19 protein-coding genes are annotated in these 21,487 nt (G+C 43.0%); 14 read left to right on the top strand and 5 right to left on the bottom strand.

Annotation, left to right across the window (positions count from 1 at the left end; translation table 11 throughout):
• Positions 1-3 precede the first annotated feature (3 nt).
• Both GZN30_RS16900 and GZN30_RS16895 read right to left on the bottom strand, forming a co-directional pair.
• Positions 4-1,143: an exonuclease SbcCD subunit D gene (locus GZN30_RS16900; RefSeq protein ID WP_075652376.1), complete on the bottom strand. Its 1,140-nt coding sequence runs from the start codon at positions 1,141-1,143 to the stop codon at positions 4-6.
• A gap of 97 nt (positions 1,144-1,240) precedes the next feature.
• Positions 1,241-2,326 (bottom strand): ketoacyl-ACP synthase III, encoded by a 1,086-nt coding sequence (locus GZN30_RS16895; protein ID WP_075652377.1) that lies wholly within the window; start codon positions 2,324-2,326, stop codon positions 1,241-1,243.
• Positions 2,327-2,870: 544 nt separating this feature from the next.
• Here GZN30_RS16895 and GZN30_RS16890 point away from each other — a divergent pair.
• From GZN30_RS16890 to GZN30_RS16880, 3 genes are all read left to right on the top strand, one after another.
• Entirely contained in the window at positions 2,871-3,377 is a 507-nt protein-coding gene (locus tag GZN30_RS16890; protein WP_075652378.1) for a general stress protein, read from the top strand.
• A gap of 269 nt (positions 3,378-3,646) precedes the next feature.
• Positions 3,647-4,081 (top strand): thioredoxin TrxC, encoded by a 435-nt coding sequence (gene trxC / locus GZN30_RS16885; protein ID WP_075652379.1) that lies wholly within the window; start codon positions 3,647-3,649, stop codon positions 4,079-4,081.
• Positions 4,082-4,269: 188 nt separating this feature from the next.
• Positions 4,270-5,430: an MFS transporter gene (locus GZN30_RS16880; RefSeq protein WP_075652380.1), complete on the top strand. Its 1,161-nt coding sequence runs from the start codon at positions 4,270-4,272 to the stop codon at positions 5,428-5,430.
• Positions 5,431-5,469: 39 nt separating this feature from the next.
• Here GZN30_RS16880 and GZN30_RS16875 read toward each other — a convergent pair whose 3' ends face one another.
• On the bottom strand, positions 5,470-5,871 hold the full coding sequence (locus GZN30_RS16875) for a nitrous oxide-stimulated promoter family protein (RefSeq protein ID WP_075652419.1): 402 nt from the start codon (positions 5,869-5,871) through the stop codon (positions 5,470-5,472).
• 161 nt (positions 5,872-6,032) lie between these two features.
• Here GZN30_RS16875 and GZN30_RS16870 point away from each other — a divergent pair, with 161 nt between their 5' ends.
• Complete coding sequence (locus tag GZN30_RS16870; RefSeq protein WP_075652381.1) at positions 6,033-6,467, top strand: DUF4174 domain-containing protein; 435 nt, start codon at positions 6,033-6,035, stop codon at positions 6,465-6,467.
• A gap of 399 nt (positions 6,468-6,866) precedes the next feature.
• Here GZN30_RS16870 and GZN30_RS16865 read toward each other — a convergent pair whose 3' ends face one another.
• Together GZN30_RS16865 and GZN30_RS16860 are read right to left on the bottom strand one after the other, a co-directional pair.
• Positions 6,867-7,265 (bottom strand): NUDIX hydrolase, encoded by a 399-nt coding sequence (locus tag GZN30_RS16865; RefSeq protein WP_075652382.1) that lies wholly within the window; start codon positions 7,263-7,265, stop codon positions 6,867-6,869.
• 306 nt (positions 7,266-7,571) lie between these two features.
• A complete protein-coding gene (locus GZN30_RS16860; protein ID WP_075652383.1) occupies positions 7,572-8,246 on the bottom strand; it encodes a hypothetical protein in 675 nt (224 codons plus the stop codon).
• 634 nt (positions 8,247-8,880) lie between these two features.
• On the opposite strand from GZN30_RS16860, the gene GZN30_RS16855 reads away from it, so the two are divergent.
• The 10 genes from GZN30_RS16855 to GZN30_RS16810 are packed head-to-tail and all read left to right on the top strand — an operon-like array spanning position 8,881 to position 21,486.
• Positions 8,881-10,191, top strand: a complete 1,311-nt coding sequence (locus tag GZN30_RS16855) for a nucleotide sugar dehydrogenase (protein ID WP_075652384.1) — start codon at positions 8,881-8,883, stop codon at positions 10,189-10,191.
• A 7-nt stretch (positions 10,192-10,198) separates the two neighbouring features.
• Positions 10,199-11,671, top strand: coding sequence for a glycosyltransferase family 2 protein (locus tag GZN30_RS16850; protein ID WP_075652385.1), 1,473 nt, complete (start codon positions 10,199-10,201; stop codon positions 11,669-11,671).
• Between the two features lie 47 nt (positions 11,672-11,718).
• On the top strand, positions 11,719-12,870 hold the full coding sequence (locus GZN30_RS16845) for an HlyD family efflux transporter periplasmic adaptor subunit (RefSeq protein ID WP_075652386.1): 1,152 nt from the start codon (positions 11,719-11,721) through the stop codon (positions 12,868-12,870).
• Between the two features lie 2 nt (positions 12,871-12,872).
• Entirely contained in the window at positions 12,873-14,204 is a 1,332-nt protein-coding gene (locus GZN30_RS16840) for a tetratricopeptide repeat protein (RefSeq protein WP_075652387.1), read from the top strand.
• On the top strand, positions 14,201-15,535 hold the full coding sequence (locus GZN30_RS16835; protein WP_075652388.1) for an alginate export family protein: 1,335 nt from the start codon (positions 14,201-14,203) through the stop codon (positions 15,533-15,535). Before GZN30_RS16840 ends, GZN30_RS16835 begins: the two co-directional genes overlap by 4 nt.
• An 8-nt stretch (positions 15,536-15,543) precedes the next feature.
• The gene (locus GZN30_RS16830) at positions 15,544-17,046 is read left to right on the top strand and encodes a right-handed parallel beta-helix repeat-containing protein (RefSeq protein ID WP_075652389.1); all 1,503 of its coding nucleotides are present in this window, start codon (positions 15,544-15,546) and stop codon (positions 17,044-17,046) included.
• A 3-nt stretch (positions 17,047-17,049) separates the two neighbouring features.
• Positions 17,050-18,453 carry an MBOAT family O-acyltransferase gene (locus GZN30_RS16825; RefSeq protein WP_075652390.1) on the top strand — a complete coding sequence of 468 codons (1,404 nt, stop codon included), beginning with the start codon at positions 17,050-17,052 and terminating at the stop codon, positions 18,451-18,453.
• A gap of 8 nt (positions 18,454-18,461) precedes the next feature.
• Positions 18,462-19,514, top strand: coding sequence for an alginate O-acetyltransferase AlgX-related protein (locus GZN30_RS16820; RefSeq protein WP_075652391.1), 1,053 nt, complete (start codon positions 18,462-18,464; stop codon positions 19,512-19,514).
• Complete coding sequence (locus tag GZN30_RS16815) at positions 19,511-20,125, top strand: alginate O-acetyltransferase AlgF (protein WP_075652392.1); 615 nt, start codon at positions 19,511-19,513, stop codon at positions 20,123-20,125. The genes GZN30_RS16820 and GZN30_RS16815 overlap by 4 nt, the downstream gene beginning before the upstream one ends.
• 2 nt (positions 20,126-20,127) lie before the next feature.
• A complete protein-coding gene (locus GZN30_RS16810) occupies positions 20,128-21,486 on the top strand; it encodes an alginate O-acetyltransferase AlgX-related protein (protein ID WP_075652393.1) in 1,359 nt (452 codons plus the stop codon).
• Position 21,487 lies beyond the last annotated feature (1 nt).

Below are 21,487 nucleotides of genomic sequence, written 5' to 3'. Positions count from 1 at the left end.
CGATTATGCCTCTTGCTGGCGTGTTAATTGAGTAATGATTTCACTCACCGCACTTTCTTGGTCGGCAGTCAAAGGCTCTTGCTTCGCTTCTAGGAAGAAATCTTTAAACATGTCTAATTCTCCACGAGCTAAACGAGCTTTACCCATTTGTTGCTCGACACCCATTAACATGCCCGGTTTTTCTAGGTGTAAGACGTTGGGATAGACTTTGCGCAACTTTTCCATTGGGTCAAGAATCGCATGCTTATCGGTTAGGCGCGCCAAAATATAATCATGATTGTTTGGATCGGTTTTACCCAATTCCAGTAAAGTTTGTAACTCACCTTCAATAATGCGCATTTGATGAGGTGCCGTCAGCGCAATATGTGTAGCAGATTTAAACCCGCTTTGATCGAGCTCAACCAAGGTCATTCCTTTCGCTTGATGCTGCTCCGAGAAGCTGTACTTCATCAACGAGCCTGAATAGCGGATGTACTCTTCGCCTTTCTTCTGTGGTTGGTGCAAATGCCCTAATGCGACGTAGTCAAACTGAGTGAAATGGTCGTGGCTAACACGATCAGAACCGCCGATAGCCAGTGGACGCTCAGAGTCAGACTCCATGGCACCATCAACGAAACAATGGCTAATTAGTACGTTTTTTTGCTCAGGCACAAATTGCTGATGGATAAGTTCTGCCAACAGTTGATGTGCTTGATCATGATCTTTTACCGGCTCTTTACTGTAGTGGCGTACCAGTTCAGGATCGTTGTAAGGCATGCCATAAAAGGCGACTTCACCGATATCACTTGGAATGATGACCGGTTTTAGCATCTCATCAAAATTAGCGATGATGTGTAAACCGGATGACTTCATCTGATTGGCGGCAAACCCTAAACGCTGAGCCCCATCGTGGTTGCCCGGGATGATAATCACCGGTACAAAAAGTTCGCCACATACCTTTTCAACAAATTGACTCATCACCTCAATCGCCGCGGTTGGCGGGACACTACGATCGTATATATCCCCGGCGATAACGAATGCATCGACTGGGTTGGATTCAAGATAGGTAATAATTTGTGCAAGTACTGCTTGTTGATCTTCAAGCAAGGATACGTTGTGAAATTGGCGACCTAAGTGCCAATCTGAGGTATGAAGGAACTTCATTTGCGCCCTAGTGTTGTCTACTGACTAATTGTTTGTCTTCTAGGGCGCAAGTTTATCACTCTACGTGGCTTGTAACTATATTCAAGTTAACAGGCTGTTAGGCAGGTTTGTTTTTACACTGCTCAATCGCATTCTGTAATAACTCAAGAGCAGTTAAGTGACATTCAACCAGCTGTGCGTCATTACTATCAATCGGAGTCACACGTTCTCCCCACTTGATATGACCTGCCCCCCAGGTTAAGCCTGCACCAAACGCTGCCAAAAGTAAGTTATCGCCTGGCTTCACTTTACCTTGTTCTAGCGCTTCACACAGTGCAATCGGTACAGTCGCTGCTGAAGTGTTACCGTAATTTTGGATATTCACAAATGCTTTGTCTTGGCTAATGCCTGCCATATCACATAGCGTCTGGATAATACGGATATTCGCTTGGTGCGGAATCACTACGTCCACTTGATCCGTTGAGAGTTCACTGCGCGCCAATACTGTATGCGCTGCTGCACCCATTCCTTTAACCGCTCGCTTAAAGATCTCTTTACCAACGAAGTTAAAGTCCCAATGTCCATTGTCGGCAGCAAAACGGTCCATCGAAGTACCAAACTTTGGCACAGCCAAAATATCACGACCTTTCGAGTCACAGCCAAGTTGCGCTTGTTGCAAACCAACTTGCTGCTCGGTTTTGCTCAGCACCACCGCACCTGCACCGTCGCCAAACAACACCGCAGTATCACGTTGTGTCCAATCAATGTAGAACGACAAACGTTCTGCGCCAATGACTAATGCATGTTGATAGTTACCCGCTTGAATCAAGCGCGTTGCGGTTTCTAGACCATACACGAAGCCAGTACAAGCTGCATTTAGGTCGAAGGCTGCCGCCCCTCTAATACCTAGGTTTTGTGAAACCTTAGAGGCTATATTAGGAATCAGTGAATCAGGAGAACATGTCGCCACAATAATCACATCAATATCTTTGGCTTCAATGCCAGCACAAGCAATCGCGTGCTGAGCAGCCACTGTGGACATGTCTGATGTTTCTACATGGCTTATGCGGCGGTTCTCAATCCCAGTTCGAGTACGAATCCATTCATCAGACGTATCGATAAAGGTACTTAAGTCGTCATTAGAAAGTGTCGCGGGCGGTAGGCACTTACCCCAACCGCTAATTTCTGCGTAATAGTTGGTCATTCTTCGCCTTTGTGTGTTCTTATTTTACCTTCGATAGTATAACTATACCCACCCCACCTCAAGTCGACCTGAATCTAACATGTTGATTAGTGTGATTAGGCAAATAAAAACACACCTTGAATCTGTCATTTCTGCATTAAGCTCTTGGTTGCAATCAGCGGTGAAAGTTATTCACCCGACAAACACGCCGGTTTCCAAACAACAAACACCCCAATACACTCGCCTACCAAATCATATCTCTGAGCTTAACATCCACTGCTAGTCATATTTGCACTATGAACCCAAAAGCCACTGGTTGCTTATTCGGCATAACAAAACAGCAGGATTAAATGGAATATGGAAACAATCTAATTCCATTAGCGTGACTATAATTGGCATAAAATTTTCCCTTTAAAAATCATTGATTTATTTTCATACCGAGCGACGATTAATACAATCTTAATGCTCAAGAATAAGCGTTTCTTTCTACATTCGTTGGTGGGAGTATCCAGCCATAGCGATTAACTAAAACAATATTCAGCGAATTCCGAAAGGGAGAGATGTTATGAAAACACAAGATAAAGTCATCACCATCGTAAACACTCACAGTGAAGCAGAAACGATCGTAAAAATGCTTAAAAAAGAGCAATACGACGTGTCAAAAATCTCGATTTTAGGTAAAGGCTACCATAGTGAAGAACATGTTGCTGGTTTCTACAATACCGGCGATCGCGTAAAAAACTGGGGTAAAACTGGCGCATTTTGGGGTGGTGTATGGGGTGCTCTCGTTGGTGCCGGTATGTTTTGGCTACCTGGTGTTGGTGCTCTGATGGTTGCAGGTCCAATTGTCGCCACGGTGGTTGGCGCAATTGAAGGTGGGGTAGTCACTGGCGGCGCTGGTGCCATTGGTGGTGCACTTGCCAGTATCGGCATTCCAAAAGACAGCATTGTAAAATACGAATCTGCCATTAAAGCTGATAAGTTCTTAGTGATTGTGCATGGCGATGCCGAAGACATTGTAAAAGCTCGAGCTATCTTAGCTGACTATCAGGCAGAACACATTAACGCTTAATTTTGCTTAAGTTACCCTACCTAAATGCTTAAGCATCCAGGCAGCCTCGGCTGCCTTTTTCATATTTGAGGTTTCGTTTGTCAACGTTATCGTTAGATAAGCTTTTCTGCCTCTTGCCCCCATCACTAATTTCTATCTAATAGCCAGTCGTTATGTTTTCTTATTTCAACTTCGATAGTATAACTATACCTCCTATCTCACATCGATATAAATCTAAGCGGTTAATTGATGTGTTAAGGTAAAAAATAAAAACAAAGAGAGAAATAATCATGTCAACATTCAATACTCGTTGCCCTTCTTGCCAGGGTGTCAATCGTGTTCCTAGTGAGCGAGTTGCTGAGAGCCCAAAATGTGGTAAATGCCAACAACCATTACTTGACGGAAAACCAATTGAAGGCACCGAATTAAACTTCGCCACCTTACTTAATAGTGACCAGCCAGTCGTTGTTGATTTTTGGGCTCCTTGGTGTAATCCATGTGTCGGCTTTGCACCGGTTTTCGAACAGGTTGCTGAAGAGCAAAATGGGGCACTTCGCTTCGTTAAAATTGATACAGAATCACAACAAAACCTCGCAGCCCAATACCAGATTAGAAGCATTCCAACCATCATGGTGTTTAAGAATGGCAAAAGAGTAGATGTCATAAACGGAGCATTACCGAAAAGCCAGTTCTCACAATGGTTAAACGAAGCCATTAAAAAATAATTTTATGCAGTTTAAGTCGGAAAATTGCATGATTTTCCGGCTTTTTGCATATAATTATACGCCACAATTCTTGATAAATTTCTTTTATCGTAAAGAGTAAAACATTTCATTTTACCGTTGTTCAAAAAATCCCCATAGTCGCGCCCATAAACCACCTATTTTCTCACTCATTTTTCGAGGGTACGACATTGGAAAACACTCTTGCTACTGCGCCAAAAGCTCGCATTTCAGTCCCTGTGATTGCGCTTGCTCTATATGCGGTTGCTTCTGGCTATTTAATGAGCTTAATTCCGCTAATGCTTCCACACTACGGTTTGGAAAGTTCACTGGCGAGTTGGCTAGCGAGTGTGTTTTATGCCGGTCTTTTAGCTGGTGCAATGGTATTTGAGCCGATCGTAAATAAAGTGGGTCACCGTAAAGCGTTTATTTGGTGCTTAATTGCGTTTATCGCGACCATCATTGTACTACCAACCATGGTTTACTCGTCTGCATGGCTTGTATCTCGCTTTGTCGCTGGTGTAGCTGTAGCTGGCGTATTCGTGATTGTAGAATCATGGCTACTACATGGGGATGAAAGTGCGCGCGCTAAACGACTAGGTTTGTACATGGGCTCGCTATACGGTGGTAGCTCACTAGGTCAACTCGGTATCGGTTTCCTTGGCATCACTGGCAGCATTCCGTTTATCGCAATTTTTGCTCTACTAACATTAGCGATTTTAGTATTAATGTTTGGGCGTAGCGATCAACCAGAAGAAGGTCAAAGCAGTGCTTTATCTCTGAAGCAGATCAGCAAGCTTAACCACGCAGCGATCATCGGTTGCATTGTATCTGGTTTAACGTTGGGTGCGATTTACGGCTTAATGCCTGTAGAGCTTCATAACCGTGGTATTGCTAATGATAACCTAGGTAGTCTAATGGCACTTGTGATCCTCGGTGGTATGGCTATACAACCACTGGTACCTTGGTTCTCTAAATACCTAGGTCGCACTCTGCTGATGGCAATGTTCTGCTTACTGGGCGTAGCATCAATCAGCTTGGCAGCGATGAATGATGGTCTTCATGTTCTTGGTGTAAGCTTGTTTATTCTAGGTATGGCAACATTTGCACTATACCCTGTAGCAATCAATCTAGGCTGTGACAAACTAGACCCTGCATACATTGTATCGGTAACTCAAGTAATGCTATTCAGCTACAGCGTTGGCTCTGTAGCAGGTCCTGTCCTAGCAGACAGCTTTATGATGGGTGAACAAGGTTTGCTTGGCTACCTATTCGCAGCACTGCTTGCGACTTGCATTTACATGCTACTGGCAAGTATCAAAACCAAACGCCAAGCAATGGCTGGCGAATAGTCGCGCAGAAGATTAAATCAAACGATCAATAAGGGAGCACTATGCTCCCTTTGTTTTGCTTCGCAAATGCCGATTTGATTGGTTAGCAGCGGGCTTAGTGGTTGGCTGTGCTCGCCTTTCATGCAACAGATGGCGAATCGCTAAAATCGGATGCGGCAGCAGCATTCTTGGCCCCGAATAACGCATTACCGCTTTCATCTCAGCTTTTGGCTCTGGTTTGTAGCAGTGAATCGGACAACGATTACAAGTGGGCTTGCTCTGACCATAGGGGCAACGGTCTAGACGCACCTCGGCATAATCCAGCAAAGCTTCACATTGCTCGCATAACGCTTTGCCTCGCGGTCTATGATGAGCCTTACAATAGATTTCCATCATATAAGCTACCGTTTGGTACTCTTTCAATAGCTCACCTGACAAGATGTCAGATTTCGGCTTTCCCATACTAGTCACGTTTTTTATCAATAATCGGTTAATCATACCATCAATGGCACTTAGTTGGCTCTTTAGCATCAATTCTAGTGAATACATTGTTTGAGCTTTGACACTATACTTACCGTATATAAGGAGAACGAATGGCTAACACAATGATGTAGGAAATATATATGTATCGACTCCTAGTAATGTTCGCGTTGATTGTATCCTTTTCAACGCAAGCCTATCCCAGCTATGGTCAATATTGGCCTCATCGTAGTGTCATTTTTTTCGCGCCATCACAAGACAAGCACGTCGAGCAATTTGAACTAGAGACCCTGCTCAACGACTGCGCGCTCAGTGAGCGTGACGTTGTAACCATAATAATCACGTTAGACGGTTATACAAGACCAGAATGGGTCGATCAACAGTTCGACCTAGGTATGCTCTACAACTTGTACAGAGTGAACCCCGATGAACACACCGCTATATTAATAGGCAAAGACGGAACAGAGAAACTACGTTGGGGTAAATCGACTGATTGGTTAGAAGTCAAACAAGCGATTGACAGCATGCCAATACGCAAAACTGAAATGCGAGACAGACAAGATCCCTGTTCGATCTAATCACATTGCAATTCTGGGAAGTGCTTCTTCTCAAGCGCCCAAAACAGCCCTTCATACAAGCAACCTTAAGGAAGCAAGTCTCCAGCAATGGGGAACTTTTACCTTTCCCACCGCTATTAATTACATTTTACTCATTAGCAAATTAGTGGTGATTGCAAATTGCACTTGCATAATGCAACAACACAGTGAGCATAGTACGATAAATGAGCTAGTTAGGCACATTTTTGCACATGAAAAAGATGGCACATAAAATGCTAATATATACATGACCCTTATTAAGCCGAGGGTCACCTAGCCAACTGACGTTGTTAGTGAACCAAATTTGTTCACACGTAATGTAGCCAATCACACCGTTGTGATTGGCTTTTCTTTTATTAAGAGGAGGTAAAATAGACTAACTTAGGCAGGAGTTGCGATGTATTGATGTAAGTACTGGCTAATGAATTCGCGATCGGCACTGAAAAACTCGCCATGCGGAATATCGTCAGCATCAAACCAAACGAGTTCCTGTTTGATAGATTCATTCAAAACTGTTGGTTGTACTTCTTGACGAGCTCTTAAAATCACAAAGTAAATTCGACCACCTAATTCATTTACCTTGGTATAAGTAGCTGTATGTTCAAGTCCCTTGATACCCGTTTCTTCGGCTAATTCTCGAATTGCTGCATCTGTTCCCGTTTCATCTAAACGAACTTTCCCACCAGGGAATTCAAACACCATCCCTCGATCAGCGCGGTAGCGTTTTTGTATCAACACCTTATCCTGCTTTACTACCACTGCCATTGCCAAATGTTTCACGTATTTCTCCTTTGATTTATCTTCACCATGCTAGAACCAATTAGCTCATACTTAAAGTTTGAGGATAGCTAACACAGTCATTAAAACTACCACTACATATAATAGGAAAGAAGGCAAAATAATACTGATGCTTGAGTACCAACTTTACAAAAATAAGGAAATATTTTAATCCAAACGAGCTAGAAAATACGCATACCCTAAAAAATTTCAGCCTTATTATTTATTTAGATTAGTAAATTAAATAAATAGTCGCCCAAAGTTAATTATTTTAACATTACAAGCAAAATTAATGACAACCGAGCATTGTTACTTATTATTCACCGAAAAATATTGATAGATTTTAATGGCACTAAAACAGATCAGAAAATAACACAATAACTCAATACCCTCTTCTGAAATGTTCTTAACGTCACGGGAAAAATCCGCACCCATCACACTACGCCAGAAGCTACCCATCCCGTATAACCGTGAAAAAACAAGAAGCAGCATGACACTTATAATCAATAACTTACCATATAGGCAGTCGATGATTTCAGCCAATTCCTCCAGCGTCTCTTTACGTCCTTTACTTGCTATATATATCGCTACACCACTGACCAGCAAAGCGGGATACAACCAAAACCCATGACTTATTTTATCAAACCAATGATCTAACTCGCGAATAGCTAATGCAGAGAAAAAACCCGCAATCAAAACTGAAGCGTGATATAATTGGCCTACTTTTTTTGATAGATTAATAAACACCGAGACTATCATAACAAGCAATAAAATCTGCAACAGTTCGGTCAGTGAAGTTTCACTTAGGTTGGTTTCAAAAAACTGCACATCTAACCTTAATGAGACATTAACCAGCACACTAATAAGAACAATTGTTGCGACTAACCATCCCCCATCAACAAAAGCTCTTCTAGCTTTTCCAGATAATAGCTTTGAATTCTTTAATATTATATTTTTGCCTTTCTGATCAGATTTTGAATTCATTAAACCCACCCAACATCGACAGCCAAAAAAAACACCTCACAACAACGACTTTGTGAGTATTAACTAATGCTAGTACAGGTTAGGTAGCTTTGCTGCTGTAAAGCTCGCAGCATTGTGTCTTTCTATGACAATCACTCTTTGTAATATGCTACATGACCATAGCCATTTATATCACAAAAGAGACTTTATTTTCCCTCAAATACAAATACTTAAGCACCACAGACACACAACCTATAGCACCAAGTATTGACTGGACACCTAACAATCTCGCTTTGCAATTCACACACCAATTTTTCATTTATCTTTTTGATCTTCATCTCATCAATTGAGGTGAAACCACAAGCCGAATACGAACTTTATAATACCTATCATGTGTTCAAATCCATTTAAAATCAGTTCATCAAGGTTATTTGTATGGCTTGTTTTAAGCAACAGCAATTCAATATCTATAACGATTAACCTCGCTTACTGCTCAAGAAAATCGTATTCATTCACGCCTGTATTAAGCGTGAAATGCGCACTTTAAAGCTTATCTATTTCGTATTACCTCACCATCCTCACTTGGATAAACTCACTGCGAAAAATCACTCTAACTTTTATTTTCAGCAGGTTTCACTGCTTTTGGGGATTAAGAATGGAAATCAGTATCTTTGGTATGGGCTACGTAGGCGCTGTTTGTACAGCTTGTCTAGCAAAACGTGGAAACAACATTATTGGTGTAGATATTTCGAAAGAAAAAGTATCTATGATTGGCAGTGGAAAATCACCAATTGTCGAAAATGGTCTTGATGAATTACTAACAGAAGGCGTTCAGAATCAATTTATTACCGCCACTTCTGACTACCAATACGCGGTGTTAAACAGCGATATTTCAATGATTTGTGTTCCAACACCTAGCTTAAAAAATGGCAACCTGAATACCGACTATATCCGAGAGGTTTGTAAAGAAATTGGCTCTGTTATCAAAGAGAAGAGCAGTCGCCATACGGTTATCATCCGCAGTACCGTTCTGCCGGGCACCGTTGCTGAAATCGTTATTCCTACTTTAGAAAAGTACTCTGGCAAAACGGCAGGAAAAGACTTTGGTGTCGGCGTCAACCCTGAATTCCTACGTGAAAGCACGGCGATCTATGACTATGACAACCCACCTATGACTGTCGTTGGTGTCCTCGAAGAGAAAACAGGTGAACAATTACAACAGCTATATAGTGATTTAGACGCTCCTTTTATTTGCGAAGAGATCGCCGTTGCCGAAATGATCAAGTACAGCTGTAACGTATGGCACGCACTCAAAGTAAGCTTTGCTAATGAAATCGGCAGCATTGCTAAATCAGTCAACGTTGATGGACGCAAAGTCATGAACGTGGTCTGCGAGGACAAAAAACTTAACCTATCCAGTTACTACATGAAACCTGGTTTTGCATTTGGTGGTTCTTGCCTACCAAAAGACGTTCGCGCACTAAGTTACCGAGCCAATCAACTCGATCTATCAACACCGGTGATTTCTGCAATCATGAACAGTAATGACGCGCACATCGAACGCGCATTCACTATGGTGAAAGATGCAGGCGTGAAGAAAGTTGCGATGTTGGGGCTAAGCTTTAAAGCTGGCACAGATGATCTGCGTGAGAGTCCGTTTGTTATTTTGGCCGAGAAGCTCATCGGTAAAGGCTACGACCTCTCGATTCTTGACCGCAATGTTAAGTACGCATCGGTTCATGGCTCAAACAAAGAGTATATCAACAACCACATTCCGCATATTTCGTCATTATTGGTCGATACACCTGACGAAAACATTCAAAGTGCTGAATTAGTTCTTGTTTGTAATGGCGATGAAAGCTACCAGTCTATCCTTCAAGACTTACCAGCAACCACCAAAGTGATTGATTTACACGGTCTAACCGCAAACCAATCAGAAGATAACAAACAAGGTATCTGTTGGTAATTTCAATATGAGGGTTTTCAAAGACATAACCGGCTGGCTATTTCTCGCTTGCTTTATATTAGGCTTAGCCAGCCTAATGCCTACGTCTGTATTTGACTCTGAACATCATGATTTTCTGTTCATTATCGGTGCGATTGGTATTTGGCGTTACAGCATTGGCTTCATTCATTTTATTCGTGGATGGATATTTTTGTTCATTGTTTTCCCTCGCCAACGAAAAAAAGCGGCTCAAGCAATTGAACAGAGCCCGCCATCACATATCTATTTGATGGTGACAAGCTTTCGTATTGACGCCCTTACAACCGCTAAAGTATATAAATCAATCATTGAGGAAGCGATTGATTCTAAATACTCAACAACTGTAGTGGCGTCAATCGTAGAGCAATCAGATGAGCAAATCATGACCGCTCTATGGGAAGAGCTGTCGCCTCCTCAAGAGCGTGTTTCACTTCGCTTAGTGCGCATTCCAGGCACCGGTAAACGCGATGGTTTGGCTCACGGTTTTCGTGCCATATCGCGTGATATCCCCGATGAAACAGCGCTCGTCGCCGTCGTGGATGGAGACACCATTCTTCAACCAGGCTGCGTTGATAAATCTATTGGCTATTTCTCGCTATATCCAAACGTCGGTGCACTCACGACCAACGAAGTGTGTGAAGTAGAAGGCTCATACTGGATGAGCCAATGGCACAAACTACGTTTTGCACAGCGACATATTTCAATGTGTTCCATGGCGTTATCTAAACGCGTTCTCACTATGACTGGGCGCATGTCAATGTTTAGAGCCAGCGTCGTAACCTCTCATCACTTTATTGATGATGTCGAGAATGACCACTTAAAGCATTGGCGTTTAGGTACCTTCAAATTTCTGACCGGCGACGACAAATCGAGTTGGTTTAGCATGATGCAGCAAGGTTGGGATACCTTCTATGTCGCTGATGCGATTATCGAAACAGTCGAACACCCGCCCAACAAGAGCTTTATCAAGTCAGCTAAACAACTGATGTTCCGCTGGTATGGCAATAATTTAAGACAAAATACTCGTGCCACCTCTTTAGGGGCGAATCGACTAGGTTGGTTTACCTACTACGTAGTGTGGGACCAACGCATTTCAATGTGGACCAGTATATTAGGGCTGACCGCCGCGATTTATGCCGGCTTCAAATACCATGTGGGTTATTTGGTCGTCTATCTACTTTGGATTTCGATTACCCGAACTTTCATCACGCTGCTGCTTATCAGCTCCGGGCACAAGATTGGACCAAGCTATCCAGCAATGCTTTATTTCAATCAGATATTTGGCTCATTGGTGAAGATCTATGTCGTTTTTAGACTTAATCGCCAATCTTGGACAAGACAGAAAACCACTTTAGCTCAAGTCGATACCTCTTTTCAGGGGCGATTTAACAAATGGTCAACCCGAGCTGCCACTTTTTCAGCTGTTAGCTTGTTTTTAGCCATCGTCGTCACGCTTGTCTAAAGCGCTCTATTCAACAATTCAGAACAACTTTTTACTAGGAATGTAACATGGCAGTAAACCAACCTTCTCTCGTCCACGAAACAGAAGTTCAACGTAGGCATGCAAGGGTAAAAATTCCAGCAACCATTGCTCTAGACAATGGCGCAAAACTACTAAAACTCGATAATATTTCAGCCAGTGGATTTGGCATTGATAATACCGATAACATAATTCAACCCAATACACTCTATTCAGGGCAATTACGTTTTGAGTTTTTAGATTTTGGTTTTAGTGTCCCGGTTCGATTTACACAAATTAACAGCCCAGTCGAAGGCAAAATTGGCTGTGAATTTCAGGAGTTGAGCAAGCAGGAAATCTCAACCATCCGTTTGATCATTACAAAATATCTGTCTGGTGAAGTTATCCAAGCGGGTGATGTGCTATCGACTATCAATAGAGATAACTACGCCAAGCCACGTAAAAAAGACGTTCAAGCGCCACTAGCCGGTTTTGCTAAATTCAAAGGCATCGTTGGCACCTCTCTTTTCTTTGTTCTTGGTCTTTGCGCTTTCGCTTACCTTCTCACCAACATCTATAACGTTTATTGGGTTGAGTCTTCACTCTCCGCCAAGGTAACGCTACCACATAACAAACTCTACGTACCCCGTGAAGGACGCATATTTAGCCACGTTGAACCCGGAGATACCGTAAAAACTGGCGACGTATTAGCAACCATCGAATCACCTCTCTACGAATTGATGGAGCCAACACTGCTCAACAAAGACTTCAATATCGAAAGCTTGCAAGCCATCTTGGATCAAAATCTAAAACTGGTCGTTAAGAGTCCTTGTGATTGCCGAGTCTTTGAACGTAATTTTACTGAAGGGCAATTCGTGACTAAATCTAGCGCGATTTTCAGCTTAGCCTCGCTTACATCCAAACCACTGATTTCGGCGAGCTTCCCTTATAGCAGTCTGTCGTCAGTCGACCTTGGTAATACTTTAGATTTCTCGTTAGCGGGCAGTGATAAGGTCGAGCAAGGGACGGTGTCTAACATCACAATGTTTACCAATGAAAACGGTTCTGGCTACGTCCAAGTCGATGTAACACCAAACTCTCCGATTGACGATCTGAGGCTGAATCAACCGGTAAAGGTGAGTACCAGTCAGCTTAGCGTCAGTGCGCTTTTTAGTTCAACCACTCCAAATACTGGAGAGTAAGTATGTCTTTGCGTCTACCAGTCTCTTTACTGATTTTAGGCTTACTTTCTGGATGCGTTATTGACGATGTCAATAACGCTAAACAACTCGATAAACAGGGAAGTAGTAATGAAGCTGAAATGACCCTCAACCGTTTGGCAAATGAAGGTTACTGGGAAGCAAAGCTTGCCTTAGCGGCTATGTACGCCGACCCTAAAAAAGGTTCATATTCGCCGGAAAATGCGACTGAGCTTTATCGTTCGCTGTTAGACATTTATCCAAAAGCCGAGTTAGGGCTACTCAAACTTGAAATGACACGTATCACAGAAGAAGAGGCTGGTGAACTGTATAGCAAAATTTGGCATCGCCAGAACACTTCTCACGATGCCCTCCCCCTTTTGGTGTCCTTTTACAAGCGTTACTACACCAGCTTTGACGTCAATGAACTTGCACCTGAGTTAAATAAGCTCATCATCTCAGGTCGCCACTCTCTGGCACTAAAATACGCCAGTGACTTTGCACCTATTGAGAATATCAACAAGGAGCTCAAACAATACTGTCAAAGCGCCCCTCGAAACGATCAGATAAATTGCTACAAACTCGCCGTTATAAATCAGACATCGAATCAAAATGATCAACAGAAACTCGACCTCATCAGTCAACTTGAACAAGCGCATTCTCGAGGTGATGTGAGCAGTGACGATATCGCGGCAATCGCTCACTTGGCTAAAAGTCGCCGAATCGGAGGACCCAACGCGACACTGTATGTTTCACTGGCACAAATCGTCGGCGCAGAAAAGCCTCAATTATGGTTCCAGGCGATGAGCACCGAGTACCGATATTTACCGAAGCACTCGCTTCGAGCGGGTGAAATAATTACTCAAGCAAAGGTACTCGCGGCTCAAGGTTACACTCCTGCGCACGTCTTAATTGGTAACGCATATCTCAAAGGTAAAGGTGTTCAACAAAACTACCGCAACGCCGTAGAGCATTGGCATCAAGCATCGGAAATTCCAGAAGCCCAGCGGTTACTAGGCGAAACGTATATCTCTGGAAAACTAGGCGATCAGCATCTCCAAACTGGCGTTAATTGGTTACTCAAAGCCGCGAGAAACAAGCAAGACAAAGCTTACTTAACACTATCTAAAGTGTTCGAACAGGGAAATGGCGTCATTCCTAATTCGGCTTATTCACATGCTTTCCTTAGCGTATACAACCAACTTTCTGCCAACGAACAGCCCGCTACTTCCAGTGAAGACGTTCGTCAAGACGCGCGAGTAAAACAACTAATCAAACAAGAGATGATGGCTAGGAATGCCATTAAAAGCAACAATTTAAAGGACAATACACCATGAGACTGACGGTAATCGCAATCATAGTCGCGGGTTTGTCGATGCAAGCGAACGCTGATTTCGTTCAATCGATTAAGACAACAGTGGAAACTCAGTCTACTAACACCAATTCAATGGAAAAAGACCGCGATGTCATCAGTGCAGAATACATCGCTAAGTATAGCCGCGCGTTAAGTAGCAATCAGTTCATCTATGCTGACGCAAGAGCCCTACTTACCAATGACGCGGTTAACTACAACGCATTCGATGGTAGTAATGCAACCGCAAATACTGAAGATAACGATCACTTGGTATTCAAGTTGAATCAGCTTTGGTGGCAATACAATTTTGCACAACCATCTCAGCAAAATAGCCTATTTATTGGGCTTAAGCGACATCGACTCTCCCCTTACTGGCTTGATGATGAAATTGAATCACTCTCATGGCAAGTAAGCAGCACCCGCGTCGATTGGCAGCTTGGTTTTGGACAAAAGTTCTCCACGTTCAATTCCAGCACTTCCCTAAAAGAGGAAGAAAAGTCGAAACTCTATGGCTGGGCTGAAATCGAAAGCGACTGGATGCCCTACCATCACTGGAGCTTAAAAGGTCTCGTAACGACGCAGTACAAAGACATCGATGAAGACAAAGTATCTAGCGCGTATTCTTCGGCACTGGAAGGCGAATTGTGGTGGTTAGGTGCAGGTTTAAGTCATAACTGGCTAGCCAAGGATGATCCTACTAGTACCTTTGCCTATAATTTACAAGCAATTCAGCTACTTGGTAACGGTCAGTTTTTCGACTTTAATGGTCAGACTCTTCGCCAGAGCTCCATTTCCGCCAACGCATTTCTGGGTGGAGTTCGAACGCAAATATCATCAGCACCTTTCTATTTAGGTGGAACCTTCGCTTATAGTGAGGGCGGAAAAAATGCAGAAAGTACTTTTATTCAAACTGCTCTAGCCTCAAATAAGGGCAAGTATGCAGGTAACCGTAACTCACTCTACCAGTTTAACTACGCCTTTGATCCAGATCTGTCTAACTTAGTCACCGGGTCCATATTCGCTTCTTACGCTTTTGACCGTGACTGGTCAATCACTGGTGCCATTTCAAGCTATCAAAAGGCAGATAGAGCCGCACCTATATCTCGTCGACAGCACCGACTGCTTATTAATAATAGACAAAAAACACTTGGCACAGGCTTTGATATAGAAGCGTCTTATCGCAGTGATAACTTACTCGGTACCTCTCTTAGCAGTGTGATGCAAATTCGTGCCTCTCATTTCGTGACAGATGATGCTCTTAAGCATTTTCAAGACGAAACTCGTCTGCGTTTCGATATCACAGTCAAGTTGTAGGTGACACAATGTTAAAATCGACACTCTTACTCTCAAGCTTACTACCCTTTTGCGTGATCGCGGGGCAACAAACCCCCTATTCAAGCCAACCAGTTGACACACCTCCTAAGGTTTCACCGGAATTGCCAGATATTTCCCGCTACAACCAAGCTTTTTTCCATGAACAATTGTCTTCATGGTCGCATCAAGCAGAAATCACATTACAACGATTACCCGAGCAAGGGTTATTAAGGCGTTTTCAATTAATTACCGATATGACTCAGCAAGCTCAAGATCAAGGAGCGGTACCGCAAATCCTTGTAATTGAAAATGGCTTAGCCAGCTTAGAAGATATTGCAGCGAAATTTCCGCATGCACTGATCCCAGATGAAAGCAAGCCAAACACCTACCTTGCTCGATTCCCTATTTTGGTAAGAGGTGATGCTGCAATCCTTATAGATGACGGAGAAGAACTTAGGCTGTCAGAAGAACGACGCACCTTCTTAGTCGGTGGCGGAGAGTTTTTTGTTCTTGATGCAACAATCAACTCATGGCGCGAATCCACCAATAGCCCTTCATATTGGTCCGGAAATAAAAGCGACTACCGTGCATTTTATAGCGTGTGGAATGGCTCAAAAACCTTCTTCTACAATTCCAGTTTTGAAAGCTTGGGCTATTTCAGTTCTAAAGCCTATGGCATATCCCTCACGACACAATATCTCAGCGAGCAAGAACTCAAGCAGAGACCTTGGATCAGTAATACCAAGGCAACTGGTTATCTAGTCAATAACGATTTCATTGATGTTTACTATGGATTTTACTGTTACAAGGCGGAAGACGTCGTCATTTTGGGCAACGAATATATCGCCAATGTAGTCTATGGTATTGACCCCCATGACTACTCAGAGCGACTTATCATCGCAAAAAATATCACACATGGTACGCTGCAAAAGCATGGCATCATTATCTCTCGCGAAGTGAATAATAGCTTTATCTTTGACAACATCAGCTTCAATAACAAACGCTCGGGCATAATGCTGGACCGCTCGTCAGTAAACAACCTTATCGTGAATAATCGCGCATTCGACAACGGTGGTGATGGCATTACCCTACAAGAAAGCGACAACAATTTTGTCATCAATAATCTTGTCTATAACAATCAAGAGCACGGCATTAATATCCGCAATAGTCAAAATATCTCTTTGTACGACAATAAGTTAATTGCCAATGGGGGGGCTGGAATTTATGGGCATACCAATAACCTGTCTGAGCACACTCACCGTGACCTAACCCTGGATCCTTTCACTGCCAAAGTGTCATTCACCGCATCTGGTGGAAGCATAGTTGCCAACAAAAGCGCGGCAATAAACGTTAGTGACTTCGAGTTTACCACGCTTGGCAACATCTCCTTCGGCGAAAATGGCAATAGTTACAATGCGAACTTTCTCGGTGACCTAAAACCATTTTTTGAAGTCTTTGCACAAAACGTCAATGACGCCACCGCATTGCAAATTCAAAAAAATAAGGATTGATTTATGGTCTTTTCTTCGTCTGTATTTCTATTTCTGTTTTTACCTATATTCTTGGCGATCTACTATGTTGTTCCTTTTCGACTCAAGTCCTGGGTGATCTTGGTAGGTAGCTACAGTTTTTATGCTTGGTGGCGAGTTGATTTTCTAGCCTTATTCATTGCCGTGACACTATGGAACTACTGCTTAGCGCTCAAAGTGTCACAACATATTGGGACGAATAGGAAAAAAGCGAAGCAGTGGTTAACACTGGCTATTGCGGGTAACTTATCAACATTGGCTTATTTTAAGTATGCCAACTTCGGCGTTGAAAGCCTCAACAGCGTACTCACATCGCTAGGCGCATCTCCTCTTCCACTGGCGAATATCATTCTACCCATCGGAATTTCGTTCTATATTTTCCAAGCAATAAGCTATGTTGTAGACGTATATAGAAAAGATGTTCCAGTCACCACTCGGCTAATCGACTTTGCGGCATTCATCGCCCTATTCCCACAGCTTATCGCTGGACCGGTGCTACGTTATAAAGACGTCGCAGAACAATTTGCCTCGCGCACACATAGCTTTGCGCTTTTCGGTGAGGGCGTGCTGCTATTTATGATTGGCTTCATCAAGAAAGTATTGATAGCTGACTCTGTGGCAGCGATTGCCGATGAAAGCTTCTTGCTCTCCGAACCTTCATTTGCCGATGCCTGGCTAGGAGCGATAGCCTACTCTATTCAGCTCTACTTTGATTTTTCCGGTTACAGCGATATGGCATGTGGCTTAGGGCTAATGATGGGGTTTCGCTTTATTCAGAACTTTAACCGCCCCTATGTCAGTTTAAGTATCACCGAATTTTGGCGCCGCTGGCACATCAGCCTTTCGACATGGTTAAGAGATTATCTCTACATTCCACTTGGCGGAAGCCGAGGCAGTAACCTGCTGACTTATCGCAACCTTCTTCTCACTATGTTACTAGGAGGACTTTGGCATGGCGCTAACTGGACATTCATTCTTTGGGGGACGCTACATGGCTCGATCCTCGCACTAGAAAGAGTAACGGGTTGGTCAAAAGGGGAAAAGCTTAAGTTGGTTCGTTTTAGTCTAACCATGTTAATCGTCATTATAGGCTGGGTAGCCTTTCGTGCTAATGATGTGCAGCAGGCATTCGAATACTACGTGGTTATGTTCGATTTTTCAGCCATCGATGATCTAGCCGTGCAACTTAACCCCTCTTATCGTGCAACCTGCTTTTTAGCCGTCGGTATCGGTTACATATTGATTGAAAACTTAGCGACCCGTTTTAATCACATTTCAATGAGTATGCCGAATCTTATGAAGCCCGCATTAGTATTAGGTTTGTTTGCATTATCCGTGAGCAAGCTTATCGCTTCAGCTTACTCGCCATTCCTCTATTTCCAGTTCTGAGGCTAATGATGAAAGATATCTATCTCAAAACTTCCTCGCTCATCTTTATGCTGTTTATCAGCTTGGTTTGCATTGGCAACTTATATCAGATACCTAAGCAACCTATTCAAGGCAATATCCTTAATGGAGAGCGTACAAGAGCCATAGAGACTCTCTACGATGATCATTCCATTCTATCCGAATGGTCAAAAAATCTTTGGGCAATGCTTGACTACGTGTTGCTAGATGAGGGAATGACAGGAGTAGTCATAGGAACTGATGGTTGGTTATTCAGCCAAGAGGAGTATGAGCTACCTGTTGAGTCACGATTGGCGGGAAACATCGCTTTTATCCAGGATACAGCAGAAACGCTTCAACGGCTTAATGTCACATTAAAGATAATGCTTATCCCCGAGAAAGCCGAAATTTACTCTCACCTATCCCCAAAGCAACAGCTAAGAGGCGAGCAATTAAGATTGCGAGTCACTCACTCATTGGATGCCATTCAAGTTGAGTACCTCGACCTATTTTCTATATTTAGCAACCATAGTGACCATTCAGAACTCTATTTGAAAACCGACACGCACTGGAGCCCGGTCGGAGCAAAAGTCGCCGCGACTGCTTTAGCGAACCAGCAATTAAGTAAAGGGGAGACACCCTATCTTTCGCAGTTAATTGAAACTCAAGAGTTCCGAGGTGACTTACTCAACTTTATTCCGGTCTATCCCTATTTCAAATCTTTGGGACCTTCTCCTGATAGTTTGTCTATCTATCGCACCGCACCAGAGGCAAATAATGAAGATGCGCTATTTGGTGACCAACCTCCTCCTGAACTTGTTTTAGTTGGCACTAGCTACAGTGCGAATCCTAATTGGAATTTCCCTGGCTTTTTACGTGAAGCCGCCAGTCAGGACTTAATTAACATGTCCGTTGCAGGAGAAGGTCCTTTTAAACCAATGCTTCATGTTCTTAACGATACTTCACTACTCGAAGGGGGCGTTAAGACCATTATTTGGGAAATACCCATCCGTTATTTCGAATCCCAACAATTCTATATGAGTATGCAAGGAGACCACTCATGAAATTCATCAACGCTCTTTTTACGTTGAGCTTATTCTTCGCCTTCCAAGTATCAGCGGATGATGCTGCCCTTTATGATCCTAAACCAAGTAAGGACTCGAGTTTTGTTCGTCTTGTCAATACTGATAACGATAGTCAGACCCTGAAAGTTAACGGCAAAAAAACCAAACCAACCCCAGCCTATTCGGCTTCTCCTTATATCGCGCTTGATGCAGGTAGTTACTTACTCACCGTTGGTGGCATTGAAAAAACACTCACTATCCCTAGTAATCGAAAGTTCACCTTCTTCATTCTCAACAATGAGCTTCGTTTTGTAGAACAAGCTAAAAATGCCAGTAAAAAAGCGGCGCGAATCGCCTTTATTAATATTTCCGATCAATCTCTATCCCTCACAACCCAAAGCAATAAACCTGTGTTTGAGAACCTTGGAAAACACCAAGCCATCGAACGGGAAGTCAATCCGATGAAGCTAAATTTCCTAATCAAAGACAGTGCCCAAACGCCGGTTGCAGAGATTAACCGCGTATCACTAAAACGCGGCTATGCCAGTGACATTGTCGCATTTCAAACAGCTTGGGGTACCAAAGCTATCAGTGCTGATTCTGAGTGGTAATCATGAAAACGTTTTACATGTTCATTTTTTTACTAGTGGTCAGCTTTAAAGCCGCCGCCAATCCAACCTACGATGTTGAAGTAGCGAGAGGACTCTGCGACGCCGCTGCGGATAAAGACAACTACAATACTGAGTACACTAGAAACATGTTTCCCTTAGTACTCGACTCAGGAAACTGGATCGCTGGTGGTCAACGAGAGTTATCAAAACGAATTGACCGCCAAAGTATCAAACAACTTAAACGCTTTATTGATACCGTAGAGCAACGTTTAAATGCAACCATTGTCATTGCTCATACACCACCGAGGACCTTGGAAAAAAATCGCTGGTTCAATGGTGAGTATTCATCAAAACAAGATCTTCGAGATCAATATCATGCGATATTAAACCTGTATAAACAGGAAGGCATTCATGCTCCTGACCTTTCTCAGGATATGGACTCTGTAGAGCCTAACTATTATTTCCATCGTGATATCCACTGGCGACCTGAAGGCGCGATGCATGCCGCTAATGTCATTGCCAATTATCTCGAGGAACATAATCTAATACAGCACATTCCTAAGTCTCAAAGCAAATATGAAACACGTGAGACCGGGGACTACCAACTTTCAAGCTCAACGTTCAATACTGTACTCAAGAGCATTTGTGGTTACTCGTTTGTTAATGAGACAACGACACGTTATGAAACAGTACCAGACGAAGAAGTTGATCTATTCGCAACCGCAGAGCCCCAGATTTACCTTATTGGTACAAGTTATTCGAATGGCTTAGCTTACAATTTTGAAGGTTTCCTAAAAGAAGCACTTGAAAGAGATGTTGCGAACTTTGCAGTCAGTGGGGGGGCTGAGTATGGCGCTTGGTTGCAATTTCTACAAACAGATGATGACGGTAGTGATACCCACAGAATCATCATTTGGGAGTTACTATCTCACTACGACCCTACTAGCCCTGAACGTTTACAACACATGCTCCCAATGGCGGATAATGGTTGCCAAAACAAACCTAAGCTAACGACATTCAACTCAACGTTGGAAGGGAAGCAAAAGAAAGAACTGATTTTTGCACCAAGCCTGCTCAATTACTATCCATCTCAACTCGTCATTGATCTAGATACTGGAGTAGCAGACACTAAGTCGCTGAGATTGCTGATATGGCACGCATCCGGTCGCAAAACAAAAGTCTACTTAAGCTCAACGCGCAATCGACACAAAAATGGGCGCTTCGTCTTCGATCTGGCAGAGAAGCAAACTGACAAATTGGGAAAAATTCTTGCTGTCGATTTAATTGATATCAATTCGACATCGTCTGCAATAACCCAAATCTCGGGTTCTGTCTGCTTAGATACCTCAAGGGGAGCCTAAT

Origin of the sequence: Vibrio ponticus (assembly GCF_009938225.1) — a bacterium.
GTDB lineage: Bacteria > Pseudomonadota > Gammaproteobacteria > Enterobacterales > Vibrionaceae > Vibrio > Vibrio ponticus.
The sequence above is the reverse complement of the archived record's forward strand: the minus strand, read 5'-3'. Positions and strand labels throughout refer to the sequence as shown.

Excerpts from the sequence above, each read along its gene's own strand:
- GZN30_RS16900 (WP_075652376.1), bottom strand. The coding sequence starts at position 1,143 with ATGAAGTTCCTTCATACCTCAGATTGGCACTTAGGTCGCCAATTTCAC.
- GZN30_RS16895 (WP_075652377.1), bottom strand. The coding sequence starts at position 2,326 with ATGACCAACTATTACGCAGAAATTAGCGGTTGGGGTAAGTGCCTACCG.
- GZN30_RS16890 (WP_075652378.1), top strand. The coding sequence starts at position 2,871 with ATGAAAACACAAGATAAAGTCATCACCATCGTAAACACTCACAGTGAA.
- trxC (WP_075652379.1), top strand. The coding sequence starts at position 3,647 with ATGTCAACATTCAATACTCGTTGCCCTTCTTGCCAGGGTGTCAATCGT.
- GZN30_RS16875 (WP_075652419.1), bottom strand. The coding sequence starts at position 5,871 with ATGGGAAAGCCGAAATCTGACATCTTGTCAGGTGAGCTATTGAAAGAG.
- GZN30_RS16870 (WP_075652381.1), top strand. The coding sequence starts at position 6,033 with ATGTATCGACTCCTAGTAATGTTCGCGTTGATTGTATCCTTTTCAACG.
- GZN30_RS16860 (WP_075652383.1), bottom strand. The coding sequence starts at position 8,246 with ATGAATTCAAAATCTGATCAGAAAGGCAAAAATATAATATTAAAGAAT.
- GZN30_RS16855 (WP_075652384.1), top strand. The coding sequence starts at position 8,881 with ATGGAAATCAGTATCTTTGGTATGGGCTACGTAGGCGCTGTTTGTACA.
- GZN30_RS16850 (WP_075652385.1), top strand. The coding sequence starts at position 10,199 with ATGAGGGTTTTCAAAGACATAACCGGCTGGCTATTTCTCGCTTGCTTT.
- GZN30_RS16845 (WP_075652386.1), top strand. The coding sequence starts at position 11,719 with ATGGCAGTAAACCAACCTTCTCTCGTCCACGAAACAGAAGTTCAACGT.
- GZN30_RS16840 (WP_075652387.1), top strand. The coding sequence starts at position 12,873 with ATGTCTTTGCGTCTACCAGTCTCTTTACTGATTTTAGGCTTACTTTCT.
- GZN30_RS16835 (WP_075652388.1), top strand. The coding sequence starts at position 14,201 with ATGAGACTGACGGTAATCGCAATCATAGTCGCGGGTTTGTCGATGCAA.
- GZN30_RS16830 (WP_075652389.1), top strand. The coding sequence starts at position 15,544 with ATGTTAAAATCGACACTCTTACTCTCAAGCTTACTACCCTTTTGCGTG.
- GZN30_RS16825 (WP_075652390.1), top strand. The coding sequence starts at position 17,050 with ATGGTCTTTTCTTCGTCTGTATTTCTATTTCTGTTTTTACCTATATTC.
- GZN30_RS16820 (WP_075652391.1), top strand. The coding sequence starts at position 18,462 with ATGAAAGATATCTATCTCAAAACTTCCTCGCTCATCTTTATGCTGTTT.
- GZN30_RS16815 (WP_075652392.1), top strand. The coding sequence starts at position 19,511 with ATGAAATTCATCAACGCTCTTTTTACGTTGAGCTTATTCTTCGCCTTC.
- GZN30_RS16810 (WP_075652393.1), top strand. The coding sequence starts at position 20,128 with ATGAAAACGTTTTACATGTTCATTTTTTTACTAGTGGTCAGCTTTAAA.